This is a genomic window from Corallococcus exiguus, assembly GCF_009909105.1.
Classification (GTDB): domain Bacteria; phylum Myxococcota; class Myxococcia; order Myxococcales; family Myxococcaceae; genus Corallococcus; species Corallococcus exiguus.
This window is the reverse complement of the sequence record NZ_JAAAPK010000001.1, coordinates 1,285,860-1,298,965: the sequence shown is the minus strand read 5'-3', so window position 1 is coordinate 1,298,965 and position 13,106 is coordinate 1,285,860. Positions and strand designations below refer to the sequence as shown.

Here is a 13,106-nt window from a genome sequence, read left to right as displayed (position 1 = left end):
GCGGGTATGACACGCGGGCTCCCGGCCCATGGCGTCCTCTCACCGCACCGTTGTCCATTGGCTCCTCATCCCCGGCCTGAGCCTGGGGCTGTTCCTGCTGTTCACGCTGGGGGCCGCGTGGGTGACGCGATTCATGGACGCACCGGAGCTGCCTGCACCGGCCGCGCCGCCGCCGGCCCTTCCGCCGCGCGCGACCGCGCCGGTGCCCGCCGAGCCCTCCCGGCTCCCCGCCCCGCCGCTCCCGCGCCCCGAGGCTCCAGTGCACGAGCCCCCCCGCGCCCCGCCGCCGCGCCAGGACTTCGACGCCCCCGACCCGCGCCGCGTGGAGGTGGTGGAGCCGGTGGTGGAGGCCTCGTCCGGCCGCATCGACGCGGAGGACCTGCGGCTGGCCATCCAGTCCGTGACTCCGCTCGTGCAGCAATGTTTCCAGGACGCCGCACAACGCAACCGGGGCACACACGAAGTGAAGCTGCGCTTCACCGTGGAGGGCGAGGGCTCCGAGGGGAAGATGAACCGGGGCGAGCTCGTCTCCAGCACCATCCCGGACCCCATGGTGCAGGCGTGCGTGCTGGATTCGCTCCTGGACGCGCGCTTCCCGGCACCCCACCTGGGAGGATCCGCGACCGTGCTCCAACCATTCCGGTTCACCGTGCCTGGGGACGCTGGCCCGTGAGGTCGGGTTGCGCGTAAGGTTCAGGCCCCTTTCGCCCCTCGCGCATGCCCGTCACCGTCGAACAGCTCGCGCCTTCCCACTCGGACGCCCTGCGCGCGCTCCTGGCGAAGGATCCCGTCCACAACCTCTACCTGCTGGGGTTGCTGGAGGAGTTCGGCATCGCGGCGCCGGAGCGCCAGGCGGCCTTCTCCTTCCACGGCCGCTTCGACAGCGGCGTCCTCACCGCGGCCGTCTTCGTGGGCGGCGATGGCGGGCTGGTGGTGCCCAGCGCCAGCGACGCCAGCGCCACGGGCGTCATCGCGGACGCGCTCGCCGCCAGCCTCAAGCTGCGCGCCACCGTGGGGGACAAGTCCTCCGTGGACGCGCTGGTGCGCAGCCTCTGTGAAGGCAAGCCGCGCCTGTCCCGCACCCAGAAGCTGTTCAGCGTCTCCGCGGACGACCTGGGCCCCTTCACCAACCCCACCCTGCGCCTGGCCCGCGAAGAGGACGTGCCCCGCCTGCTGCCCCTGGCCCAGGGCTACGTGCGCGAGATTTTCGAGCGGGACCCGCTGTCGGAAGACCCCGCCCACTACGAGGCCCGCGTCCTCCAGCGCGTGCGCCAGCGCCGCACCTACGTGCTGGAGGAGGGCAGCGAGCTCGTGTTCAAGGTGGACATCGGCTGCCGCTCGCAGTTCGGCGCGGAGCTGGAGGGCATGTACACGCCCCCGTCCCGCCGCCGCCAGGGCCACGCCACGCTGTGCCTGGGACAGATTTCCCGGCACCTCCTGTCCTCGCTGCCCCGGCTCGCCATGCGCATCGACGAGCGCGACGAGAGCACCGCCCGCATCGCGCGCAAGGTGGGCTACCACGCCGGCCGCACCCAGCGGCTCGTGCTGGTGGAGTAAATGGAATGAGCAGCCGCCCCACGCCCTCCCGCCGTCCCCTCTCCGGAGCGGGCCCCGTCATCCTCCACGCGCCCACCGACCCGGGCTGGCTGCCGCTGGCGCTCGCCCACTTCGACGCGGTGCTGGTGGACCACGCCCACTGCGAGAAGAAGGCCGCCGCCAACGCGCTGTCCATGCTCCAGGCCTACCCGGACCTGCCGGGCCTGCCGTCGCAGATGGCCCGCCTGGCCCGTGAAGAGAGCGCCCACCTGGCGCGAGTGCTGGACCTGATGGCCGCGCGCGGCCTCACGCTCACCAAGGACGCCGGGGACCCGTACGCGCAGGGACTCCAGAAGCACGTGCGCACGCCCGCCCTGGAGCGGCGCGTGGACCGCCTGCTCGTCGCCGCCATCATCGAAGCGCGCTCGTGTGAGCGCCTGTCCCTGCTCGCGGAGGGGCTCACCGACCCGGCGCTCGCCCGCTTCTACGGAGAGCTGGCCCAGTCCGAGGACGGGCACCAGTCCCTCTTCCACCGTCTGGCCGTCACCGCGTCCAACGGGGACGAGGCCGCCGTGGACGCGCGCCTGCAGCACCTGCTCGCGCAGGAGTCACAAGTCCTCGCGAGCGTGGGACTGCGCGCCGCCATCCACTGAAAAGGCGCTTCACGCGCCTACGCGTGGAACGGCCACACCACGGGCACGGCGAGCACGAGGAACACCACCAGCACCGCGGTCAGCGGCGTGCCCAGCCGGAAGAAGTCGGTGAACCGGTAGTGCCCGGGCCCGTAGACGAGCACGCAGCTGGGCTCCAGCGGGGTGATGAAGGAACAGCTGGCCGCCAGCGTGACGCCCATGGCGAAGGGGCGCACGTCCACGCCCAGCTGCGTCGCCGCGTTGAGCGCCACCGGCAGCACCACCAGCGCCGCGGCCTGGTTGCTCATGGGCGCCGACAGCACGATGGTCAGCACCATCAACAGCGCCAGCACCCCGCGAGGCCCGCCGTACGCGCCCAGCCGGGCCACGTGGTCGCCGACGAACTTCCCCGCGCCGCTCACCTCCATGGCCAGCCCCAGCGCCATCATCGCGCCGATGAGCAGCACCACCCGCCAGTCCACGCGGAACGCGGTGCGCGCGTCCACGCACCCGGTGGCGATCATCAGCAGCATGCCGGTGAGCCCCGCCAGCGACAGCGGCACCCAGCCCAGGGAGCCCACCGTGAGCGTGCCCAGGAAGATGAGCACCGCGAGCAGCGCCTTCGCGTAGCGCGGCGGCTCGTACTCGTGCCCCTCCAGCACCATCAGCGTATGGCCCGGCTCCAGCTCCGCCATCTTCTGACGCGGACCGCGCAAGAGCAGCACGTCCCCCACGGACAGGGGCAGCGTGGACAGCGAGTGCTCATCCCACGCGCGCCCCATGAGCTGCAGCTTGGTGAGCCGCTGGATGGCGGGCCGGCGGTGCAGCCCCAGCGCCAGGAGCCCGAAGCGCTCCACGAACAGCGTCTCCCGCAGGCTGCGCCCCACCAGCGGACTGTCGGGCGGCACGCTCGCCTCCACGAGCATCGACTCCGGCCCCTCCAGCTCCGCGTCCGACAGCCGCACGTCCGGCCGCAGCGCGAGGCCCCGCAGGTCCTTCACCCGCAGGATGTCCTCGCGCTTGCCCTCCACCAGCAGCCGCTCCTGGCCCGTCAGCACGTAGGACGGCTTCGCGTTGAGCGTCTCGCCATCGAGCACCACGCCAATCACGCGCAGGCCCAGCCCTTCCGTGAGCTCCGCCAGGGGCTTGCCCACGTAGCGCGAGCCCTCCGGCACCACCGCCTCCGTGAGGTAGTCGCGCAGCGCGAAGCCCTCCGTGCCCGGCTTGCCCTCGCGCGAGGGCAGCAGCCACCGCCCCAGCAGCACCACCACCGCGATGCCAATCAGCACCACCGGCAGCCCCACCGGCGCCAGCTCCGTCACGCCAATGGGCGCCATCCCCTGCCGCTGCAGCGCCGCGGACACCACCAGGTTCGTGGACGTGCCGAAGAGCAGCACCGTGCCTCCCAGCATGGACGCGTACGCCAGCGGCAGCAGCACCTTGCTGCGCGGCACCTTCGCCCGCTGCGCGGCGCCAATGGCCACCGGCAGGAAGGCCGCCGTCGTCACCGTGTTGGAGATGAACGCGGAGAACACCGCCACCACGCCCATCATCGCCAGCACGAACACCTGGTGGCCGAAGCGCGCGAAGAACGCCATCCGCTGCCCCACCATCTGCACCACGCCCGTGGCGGCGAGCCCCTGCGTCATCGCCAGCAGGGTGAAGATGAAGATGACGGTGTCGTTGCTGAAGCCCTCGAACGCCTGCGCCGGCGTCAGCACGCCGGAGAGCGCCAGGAGGCAGACCACCACCAGCGAGGTGAACTCGATGGGGATGGAGTCAATGGAAAACAGGACCAACGCGACAACGATGACGGCCAGGACGAGAGCGATGGACATGGAGGAGGCGTGCGCACCCTCAACCTGGGCACGGCGCGCTGCGCTGCCAGCGTGTGCCGCACCGCGCCGTTTACTGATGAGCGACCGGACGCTGATAAGTGGAATTAGGCCAGAGCGGTCGAAAGTCCGGTTGACTGCCGGACGTCAGTTGCTTTTGGGGCCTGGGTCCAGAAGGTTTGGTGTTCCTTCCGCTGTAGGGTTTCGCCCCCTCGCGAAGTCGCGAAACGCGGGAGACCCGACCCATGAAACACCCCGAGGAAACCTCCATGGCTTCGACGCAAGCGGCCGCCGCCACCGAGCAGGCGCCCACGAAGAACCCCACGCTGTTGGCCTGGGTGGCCAAGATGGCCGCGATGACCCAGCCGGACCGCATCGTCTGGTGCGACGGCTCCGAGGCTGAGAAGCAGCGCCTCACCGAGCAGGCGGTGAAGGACGGCACGCTCATCCCGCTCAACCCGCAGAAGCGCCCCGGCTGCTACCTGCACCGCTCCAACCCCAACGACGTGGCGCGCGTCGAGCACCTCACGTTCATCTGCACGCCCAACAAGACGGACGCGGGCCCCACCAACAACTGGATGGAGCCGGACGAGGCCTACACGAAGCTGGGCCTGCTGTTCGAAGGCTGCATGAAGGGCCGCACCATGTACGTGGTGCCCTACGCCATGGGCCCGCTGGGCAGCCCCTCCACGAAGATTGGCGTGGAGCTGACGGACAGCGACTACGTGGTCCTCAACATGCGGATCATGACCCGCATGGGGAAGGCCGCGCTGGACATGCTGGGCGACAGCGACGACTTCAACCGCGGCCTGCACTCCACGGGCGACGTGAACCCGGACCGCCGCTACATCTGCCACTTCCCCCAGGACAACACCATCTGGAGCTTCGGCTCCGGATATGGCGGCAACGTGCTGCTCGGGAAGAAGTGTCTCGCGCTGCGCATCGGCAGCTACCTGGGCCGCGAGGAGGGCTGGCTGGCCGAGCACATGCTCATCCTGGGCGTCACCAGCCCCAAGGGTGAGACGACCTACGTCGCCGCCGCCTTCCCGTCCGCGTGCGGCAAGACGAACTTCGCCATGATGATCCCGCCCAAGGAGTACGCGGGCTGGAAGATTGAAACCGTCGGCGACGACATCGCCTGGATGCGCCCCGGTCCGGATGGCCGCCTGTACGCCATCAACCCGGAGGCCGGCTACTTCGGCGTGGTGCCCGGCACCAACAACAAGACCAACCCCAACGCCATGGAGACCATCTCCAGGGACACGCTCTTCACCAACGTGGCGCTCACGCCGGATGGTGACGTGTGGTGGGAAGGCAAGGACGGCGAGGTCCCCGAGGAGCTCATCGACTGGCAGGGCCGCCCCTGGAAGAAGGGCAGCGCGGAGAAGGCGGCGCACCCGAACAGCCGCTTCACCGCGCCCATGAGCAACAACCCGGTGCTGAGCGCCAAGGCGAACGACCCCATGGGCGTTCCCATCAGCGCCATCATCTTCGGCGGCCGCCGCTCCAACACGATTCCGCTGGTCATCCAGGCCTTCAACTGGACCCACGGCGTGTTCCTGGGCGCCACCATGGGCTCGGAGACGACGGCGGCGGCCACCGGCAAGGTGGGCGTCGTTCGCCGCGACCCCATGGCCATGCTGCCCTTCTGCGGCTACCACATGGGCGACTACCTCCAGCACTGGCTGGACATGCAGAAGTCCATCCCGCAGCTGCCGAAGATCTTCCAGGTGAACTGGTTCCGCCAGGACAAGAACGGCAAGTTCATCTGGCCGGGCTTCGGGGACAACATGCGCGTCCTCGAGTGGATCGTGAACCGCGTCCAGGGCCGCGTCCCCACGCAGGAGACGCTGCTGGGCTGGGTGCCGCGCCAGGACCAGGGCCTGAACCTGAACGGCCTGGACCTGTCCGCGGAGGCCGTCCAGGAGGCCACCTCCATCAAGGAGGACGAGTGGAAGTCCGAGCTCAAGAGCCAGGAGGTCTTCTTCGAGCAACTGGGAACCAAGGCCCCCGAGGCCCTGATGCTCCAGCGCAAGCTGCTCATCGCGCGCCTGGACGGCTGATCGCCGCCTGACGCCTGAGAAGGCCCGTCCGGGGCTGCTTCCTCTCCTGGTGCTACAGGGGTGGGGGTGGCCCCGGCGCTTTTTCAAGGGGCCAGTGCTTCGACGGCCGGATTGTTCGGCGCTAGGCTCACCGCCCCATGAGACTGGTTTTCGTGTTGTCGCTGGCGCTGGCGCTGGCACCGGGGTCCGCCCTGGCGCAGCGGGGTGGCTCCAAGGTCAACGTGCAGGCGCTGTTGAAGGAGGGCAAACGCCTCTACGACGCGGGCAAGTACCGCGAGGCGGCGGAGGCGCTGAAGCAGGCCAACGAGGCGCAGCCGCACCCGCGGCTCGTCTACAACATCGCCGTGGCGCTGGAGTACGCGGGCGAGCCTCGCGAGGCGATGACCTTCTACCGGCAGTACGTCACGTCCTCCAGCGAGGACACCGACCCCGCACTGCTGAAGAACAGCAACCGCGCCATCGACCGGCTGCGCGTGCAACTGGACCGCGAGGACCAGGCGCAGGCGACGGCGGACGCGGACCGCAAGCGCCTGGAGGCGGAGGCCGATGCGGCGCGGCAACAGGCGGAAGCCGAGCAGGCCGCGGCCCGGCGCGCGGAGGACGAGAGCGAACGCCAGAAGCAGGCGGAGCTGAACCGGGCCATCAAGTCCTACCGCAACCAGCGCATCGCTGCGTTCGCCTCGGGCGGCGTGGCGGTGCTGGGCGTGGGCGCGGGCGTGCTCTTCGGACTGCAGGCGCGCGACCAGCGCGAGCAGTTCGACAGCGCCAAGACGCTCGATGAGAAGGAGCGTCTGTCGGACAGCACCAAGAGCAAGGCGCTGCTGGCGGACATCGGCTTCGGCGTGGGGCTCGCGGGAGCCATCACCGCCATCATCCTGTATCCCAAAGAAGGCCCTCCCGCGCAGGGCGAGGTCCGCGTGACGTTCGCGCCGCGCGGCGCTGGCATTGGCATGGAGGGGCGTTTCTGATGCGCGCGCTGGGAATGATGACGTTGGGCATGGCGCTGCTGTCGTCCGGGTGCAGCTTCACCACGGCGGGCGGCCTGTCCGAATGCACGACGAGCAGCGACTGCGGCAGCAACAGCGTCTGCACGTCCGGGTTCTGTCTGCCGCAGCCCGCGGGATGCGACCAGGTGGTGGGCGCCACGTCCGCGGCGAACCCCATCGTGCTGGGCGCGCTCCTGCCGCTCACCAACGCGAGCGGCAACGCGGAGATTGAGCAGCAGCGCTTCAACGGACTGAAGCTGGCGCTCAACGAGGTGAACTCGCTGGAGGGCGTGGGCGGCCGGCAGTTCGTCATGTACGTCTGCGACACGAAGGCGGACGTGGAGAACGCGAAGACGCAGGCCACCTGGCTGGTGAACGACAAGCAGGTGGTGGCGGTGTTCAGCGCGGGCAGCGCGCAGACCACCGGCGTCAGCACCATCACCATCAAGAAGAACGTGCTGCTGATGAGCCACACCGCCACCAGCGCGACCTTCACCGAGCTGGACGACAAGAACGGCGGTCCGGTGGGCCTGGTGTGGCGCACCACCCCGTCGGACGCGCTCCAGGGCCGCGTCATCGCGGAGGTGCTGAGCGGCAAGACGGCCATCAACGACCCGGGCTCCACGTTCACGGTCCCCACCAAGATTGGCGTGGCGTACGTGAACGACAACTACGGCCAGGGGCTGTTCTCCCAGCTGCTGGACCGGTTGCCCTCGAAGGTGGGTGGCGCGCAGTACGAGCGCAACGGGGATGTGGGCACCGCCGTGACCTGGCTGAAGAACAACAAGCCGGATGTGACGGTGCTCGCCGGCTTCACCGAGGACAACGCGCGCCTGGTGCCCGCGGCGGTGGCGGAGCAGGTGAAGGTCGCCAACGGCAACCGGTGGTTCCTGACCGACGCTAGCAAGGACCCCACCCTGCTGACCAACGACGCGACCGCCGCCGAGCTCGCGGGCACGTACGGCACCGCCCCCGCGTCCGCGCGGCCCGACGACTCCGTCTACCAGCTCTTCAACAGCCGCTTCCGGACCGCCTACAACAACACGGACCCGGCGCAGTTCTCGTTCACCGCGCACGCCTACGACGCCATGTACCTGGTGACGCTCGGCGCGGCGTACGCGATTGGCAACGACCTCAACAACCCCGGCGCTGTCACCGGTGACCGCATCGCCATGGGGCTCACGAAGCTGACGCCCCCCTCGGGGCAGACGGCGAAGACCTACGCGCTGGGGCCGGTGCAGTTCAGCGGGGCGCGCGATGAACTGCGCGCGGGCAACATCGTCAACGTGCGCGGCGCCAGCGGTGAGCTGGACTTCAACAACGACACCGGCGAGGCCATCTCGCCCTACGAGCTGTTCAAGGTGTCGGGCAAGAACTTCACCCAGCTCCAGGTCATCACCCCGGCGGCGGACTGAGCACGCGAACCAGTGGCACCAGGGCGGCGGTGAACACCTCGGGCGTCGGTAGCAACGACAGCACGAGGTACGCACCGCCGCCGAAGTCGTAGAAGTAACCCGGTTGCACGCGCACCCCCTCCTCCAGGAGCCGCAGACAGGTGGCTTCTTCTCCGGGGTGATGGGGGATGCGCAGCACCGCGCTCCAGCCGCCGTGCGAGGGCACCACATCCCACGCGGCGTCCGCCGGGCGCGCTTGAATCAACCGCTCCCGGTTGTGCCGCACCCGCTCCAGCAGTGCCTGTTGGAAGCGCGGCGCGTGCGCGAGGAGCGCCGGTAGCGCGAGCTGCACGGGCGTGGCCACCGACAACGCCGCGTCCGCCACGTCCTCCAGCCGGGCCAGGGCCTCGTCGCGCGCATGCGCGGGGCCGCCCACGTGCAACCACGCCAGCTTGAGGCCGGGCAGGCCCGCCACCTTGGACAGGCCGGAGAGCGAGAACGTCAGGCACGGCAGCGACCGCCCCGCCACGGACGTCACCCGTCCCTCTTCTTCATCCCACGCGAAGTCGGAGAACACCTCGTCGCAGACGAGCGCCTGGCCGTGGCGCGCGCACACGTCCGCGAGCGCGTGGAGCTCGCCCTCGTGCAGGAAGTGGCCGGTGGGGTTGCCGGGGTTCACCACGACGACCGCGCGCGTACGGGCGTCCACGGCGGCTTCCACCCGGGCCGCGTCCAGTCCGAAGCCGTGCACGGCGGGCAGGCGGTAGGAGCGCGTGTGCACGCCCTCCAGGCGCGCCAGGACGTCCACCAGCGGGTAGCCGGGCGCAGGGAGAAGAACGTTGTCTCCCGGGTCGCACAGGAGCTTCAGGAGCCAGCCGTAGGCCTCGCTGGTGCTGGCGGAGAGGACGACGTGCGCTGACTCCACGGACGCGCCCCGTTGGCACAGGTGCGCGGCCACGGCCTCGCGCGCGGTGGGCAGGCCGAAGGGCTCTGGCGTGTAGCGGAAGGGCTCGGGGAGGGCCCCGAGGTCCACCTCTGGGGAGGGCAGCCCCACGCGTGTGGGGTTGGTCTCCGCCAGGTCCAGCAGGGGCAGCCCGCGCGCGTGGCGCTCGGCGGCGGCCTGGGAGAGCGGGTTGGGTGTGCGCGGGAAGGAGGTGCGGAGCGAGAAGCGGCTCACAGCCCCGTCTGGAGCATGGCGCTGGCCACGCGGCGGATCAGCTCGCGGCGCAGCTCCAAGCGGCAGTGCTCTACGGCCTTCTCGTGCGGCGCGGGCAGTTCCGGGTTCCGGGTGCGGATCGCGGTGCGCAGAACCAGCTCGACCTTCGTCGGCTCAATCTGGAACAGACGCGGACCGTCTTTCTGGAGGAAGTAGGACAGCCCGCGCTGTTCAATGAGCTTCTTGAAGAAGCGCCGGACGTCCGCGAGGAGCGTGATGTCGATGATGTCCGCCATTCGTCCGGCTTTCTCGCGCGGAAAAAACGGGACGTCCAGATCACGGCCACCACCACGTGAAAACTTGCGCGACCTGTAGCACGCACCTTTCCGCCGAACGCGGCGGAGGCCGATTTATCGGGCCCGCGCGCGTTCGGACACCAGCGGCGCCAGCGCGCGCCGGAACGCAAACTGGCGCTTTCTTGGATCCTCCACATACGGCACGGGCCCCAGGACATCCACGCCATGGCGGGCCTCCAGGTAGCGCCGGTTGTCCCGCTCCGCCAGGTCACGTCCGGGCACCCCGCGCGACAGCACCACCGCCCGCACGGACACCTTGCGCGCCGCCAGCGCCTCCAACGACAGCGCGACATGGTTGAGCGTGCCCAGTCCCGCGCGCGCCACCAACACCACGGGCAGGCGGAAGGCCTGGATGAGGTCCACCACGTCGCGCTTGGAATCCACCGGGACGAACAGTCCCCCTGCCCCTTCCACCACCACCGACCCGCCCTTCAGCTGCTTCCACGCCGCGAGCGTCACGCGGAAGTCCGGATCCGTTCCCAATCGCGACGCCGCGATGCCCGGGGCCAGCGGCGCCTTGAAGCGGTGCGGGCAGATGGCGTCCACCGGCAGCGTGCTGCCCGCGGCCTCGCGCATGGCGAGCGCGTCCGCCGGGGCCTTGAGGGACTCGCAGCCACTCTCGTAGGGCTTGAAGCCCTGGGGCTTGAGGCCCGCGTCCTTCAGGAGCGACAGCAGCGCGCACGACACCTGCGTCTTGCCCACGCCGGTGTCCGTGCCGGTGACGAAGAACTGGAGTGACTCAGGGGCCACGGGAGACTCCCACCCGGCGCAGGGCCTCCAGCGCCAGGTCGATGTGGCCCGTCGAATGGGCCGCGGAGAGACAGAAGCGAAGCCGGCTGGTGCCGTCCGGCACGGTGGGAGGGCGGATGGCCTTCACCAGGAGGCCCGCCTCGCGCAGGCGCTTCGCCGCGTCCAGCGCGCGCGAGGGCTCGCCCAGGATGACCGGGAAGATGGCGCTCCGGGGTTCGGCGGGCAGCCCCAGCGCGCGCAGTCCTTCGGTGAAACGGTGGATGTGCCCCCACAGCCGCTCGCGAGGAACTGGATCGTGCTCCACCAGGTCCACCGCGCACTCGGCGGCGGCGCACAGGGCGGCGGGCAGCGCGGTGGAGTAGACGAACGGCCGAGCGCGGCTGACCAGCAGGTCCGCCACCGCGCGCGAGGTGGCCACGTACGCGCCCAGCCCGCCCAGCGCCTTGCTCAGCGTGCCCATGCGCAGGTCCACCCTGTCCTCCACACCCAGCGCCTCGCACAGGCCCGCGCCGCGCGCGCCCAGGACGCCGGTGGCGTGCGCTTCGTCCACCATCAGCGCGGCGCCGTGGGCCTCGCACGCGGTGACCAGCTCGCGCAGCGGAGCCACGTCCCCGTCCATGGAGAAGACGCTGTCGGTGACCACCAGCTTGCGCCGCGCGGGCGTCTCCGCCAGCGCGCGGGTGAGCGCGGCCACGTCCGAGTGCGGGTAGACGACGACGCGCGCGCGAGACAGCCGGCAGCCATCCACCAGCGAGGCGTGGTTGAGCGCGTCGGAGAACACCGCGTCGCCCGGGCCCACCAGCGCGGGCAGGATGCCGGTGTTGGCCGCGTAGCCGGAGTTGAAGAGGCGCACGGCCTCCGCGCGCTCGAAGCGGGCGAGCCGCGCCTCCAGCCGCTGGTGCGGCACCATGTCCCCCACCACCAGGCGGCTGGCGCCGGTGCCCACGCCGTAGCGCTCCAGCGCGGACGCGGCGGCGGCGCGCACGGAGGGCGACGCCGCGAGCCCCAGGTAGTCATTGGAGGAGAAGTTGACGAGCCGCTCGTCCCCCACGCGCACCTCCGCGCCCTGGGGTGAATCGAGCGGCTCCAGCACGCGGCGAAGGCCCTTCGCGGACAGGGCCTCCAGGTCCTCGCGCGCCCATCGGTCCGCGACCTGCGTCGTGGGTCTCACCGGTCCTGCCGGGGCTCCAGGGGGCGGATGCCCGCCTTCTCCAGGAGCGCCATGTCCTGGGTGTACTCGGGGTTGCCGGTGGTGAGCAGCTTCTCCCCGAAGAAGAGCGAGTTGGCGCCCGCCATCATGCAGAGCAGCTGCGCCTCCTCGTTCATCTGCATGCGGCCCGCGGACAGGCGCACCATGGACTGGGGCATGAGCAGGCGCGCGGTGGCGATGGTGCGCACCATGTCCACCGTCTCCACGCGGTGCTGCTCCGCCAGCGGCGTGCCCTCCACGGGTACGAGCGCGTTGATGGGCACCGACTCCGGGTGGACCTCCTGGTTGGACAGGGTGCGCAGCAGGTTGCAGCGGTCTTCCACGGACTCGCCCATGCCGATGATGCCGCCGCAGCACACGGAGATGCCCGCGTCGCGCACCCGGTTCAGCGTCTTCAGCCGGTCGTCATAGGTGCGGGTGGAGATGATGTCGCCGTAGTGCTCCGGGGACGTGTCCAGGTTGTGGTTGTACGCGGACAGGCCCGCCTCGCGCAGGCGCCTGGCCTGGCTGTCGGAGAGCATGCCCAGCGTGGCGCACGCCTCCATGCCCAGGGCCCGCACGCCCTTCACCATCTCCAGCACGCTGTCGAATTGCGGACCGTCCTTCACTTCACGCCACGCGGCGCCCATGCAGAAGCGGGTGGCCCCGGCGGCGCGGGCCTGCGACGCGGCGGACAGCACGTCCGGCACCGCCATCAACTTCTCCGCCTTGACGCCCGTCTTGTAGCGCGCCGCCTGCGGGCAGTACGCGCAGTCCTCCGGACACCCGCCCGTCTTGATGGAGAGCAGCGAACAGAGCTGCACCTTGTTCTCCACGAACACCTGCCGGTGCACCGTCTGCGCCTTGTGCACCAGGTCCAGCAGCGGCAACTGGTACAGCGCCTTCACCTCCGCGAGCGACCAGTCGTGCCGCACCGTCACCCCTTCCGGGACGGGGGGGGCGTGGTGGGCGTGGCCGTGGAAGGACTCGGCGGTGTCGGACATGCGGGCTCCTGGGGAGGCGTCAGGAGGCCGACGGTGCGTGGCCCGGAGGCCGTTGTCAACGCTCTTGGTCCAGGGGGTTGACGAGTCCCCTTTCCCCTCTGGGAAGCCCGCTCCGGAGGCCGCCGGAAGAAGCCCGCAAAGACAGAAGGGACGCCCGCGCATGGCGGACGTCCCTGGCTGTCTCCCGCCTCATCGGTCGAGGAGC

General features: G+C 70.5%; 12 protein-coding genes. 6 read left to right on the top strand and 6 right to left on the bottom strand.

Annotated elements, in window-relative coordinates; all coding sequences use genetic code 11:
• Positions 1–28: 28 nt before the first annotated feature.
• The 3 genes from GTZ93_RS05330 to miaE are packed head-to-tail and all read left to right on the top strand — an operon-like array spanning position 29 to position 2,189.
• Positions 29–673, top strand: coding sequence for an AgmX/PglI C-terminal domain-containing protein (locus tag GTZ93_RS05330; protein WP_161662660.1), 645 nt, complete (start codon positions 29–31; stop codon positions 671–673).
• Between the two features lie 44 nt (positions 674–717).
• A complete protein-coding gene (locus GTZ93_RS05325; RefSeq protein WP_139924250.1) occupies positions 718–1,557 on the top strand; it encodes a GNAT family N-acetyltransferase in 840 nt (279 codons plus the stop codon).
• A 5-nt stretch (positions 1,558–1,562) separates the two neighbouring features.
• Positions 1,563–2,189 carry a tRNA-(ms[2]io[6]A)-hydroxylase gene (gene miaE, locus GTZ93_RS05320; RefSeq protein WP_126935403.1) on the top strand — a complete coding sequence of 209 codons (627 nt, stop codon included), beginning with the start codon at positions 1,563–1,565 and terminating at the stop codon, positions 2,187–2,189.
• A gap of 17 nt (positions 2,190–2,206) precedes the next feature.
• Here the strand turns inward: miaE and GTZ93_RS05315 are convergent, their stop codons facing one another.
• Positions 2,207–4,006: an SLC13 family permease gene (locus GTZ93_RS05315; RefSeq protein ID WP_139919348.1), complete on the bottom strand. Its 1,800-nt coding sequence runs from the start codon at positions 4,004–4,006 to the stop codon at positions 2,207–2,209.
• Positions 4,007–4,272: 266 nt separating this feature from the next.
• On the opposite strand from GTZ93_RS05315, the gene GTZ93_RS05310 reads away from it, so the two are divergent.
• The 3 genes from GTZ93_RS05310 to GTZ93_RS05300 all read left to right on the top strand — a co-directional run bounded on the left by GTZ93_RS05310 (position 4,273) and on the right by GTZ93_RS05300 (position 8,467).
• Positions 4,273–6,066, top strand: a complete 1,794-nt coding sequence (locus GTZ93_RS05310; RefSeq protein ID WP_139919347.1) for a phosphoenolpyruvate carboxykinase (GTP) — start codon at positions 4,273–4,275, stop codon at positions 6,064–6,066.
• Positions 6,067–6,203: 137 nt separating this feature from the next.
• Entirely contained in the window at positions 6,204–7,034 is an 831-nt protein-coding gene (locus GTZ93_RS05305; RefSeq protein WP_139919346.1) for a tetratricopeptide repeat protein, read from the top strand.
• On the top strand, positions 7,034–8,467 hold the full coding sequence (locus tag GTZ93_RS05300) for an ABC transporter substrate-binding protein (protein ID WP_139919345.1): 1,434 nt from the start codon (positions 7,034–7,036) through the stop codon (positions 8,465–8,467). Before GTZ93_RS05305 ends, GTZ93_RS05300 begins: the two co-directional genes overlap by 1 nt.
• On the opposite strand, the gene GTZ93_RS05295 is transcribed toward GTZ93_RS05300, so the two are convergent.
• The 5 genes from GTZ93_RS05295 to bioB all read right to left on the bottom strand — a co-directional run bounded on the left by GTZ93_RS05295 (position 8,448) and on the right by bioB (position 12,901).
• The gene (locus GTZ93_RS05295; RefSeq protein ID WP_139919344.1) at positions 8,448–9,623 is read right to left on the bottom strand and encodes a pyridoxal phosphate-dependent aminotransferase; all 1,176 of its coding nucleotides are present in this window, start codon (positions 9,621–9,623) and stop codon (positions 8,448–8,450) included. The two genes, GTZ93_RS05300 and GTZ93_RS05295, sit on opposite strands and share 20 nt — an antisense overlap.
• A complete protein-coding gene (locus GTZ93_RS05290; protein ID WP_014394019.1) occupies positions 9,620–9,898 on the bottom strand; it encodes a hypothetical protein in 279 nt (92 codons plus the stop codon). The genes GTZ93_RS05295 and GTZ93_RS05290 overlap by 4 nt, the downstream gene beginning before the upstream one ends.
• A gap of 114 nt (positions 9,899–10,012) precedes the next feature.
• Complete coding sequence (gene bioD, locus GTZ93_RS05285; protein WP_139919343.1) at positions 10,013–10,708, bottom strand: dethiobiotin synthase; 696 nt, start codon at positions 10,706–10,708, stop codon at positions 10,013–10,015.
• A complete protein-coding gene (gene bioF / locus GTZ93_RS05280) occupies positions 10,698–11,879 on the bottom strand; it encodes an 8-amino-7-oxononanoate synthase (protein WP_139919342.1) in 1,182 nt (393 codons plus the stop codon). Before bioF ends, bioD begins: the two co-directional genes overlap by 11 nt.
• Positions 11,876–12,901, bottom strand: coding sequence for a biotin synthase BioB (bioB, locus tag GTZ93_RS05275; RefSeq protein ID WP_139919341.1), 1,026 nt, complete (start codon positions 12,899–12,901; stop codon positions 11,876–11,878). Before bioB ends, bioF begins: the two co-directional genes overlap by 4 nt.
• Positions 12,902–13,106 lie beyond the last annotated feature (205 nt).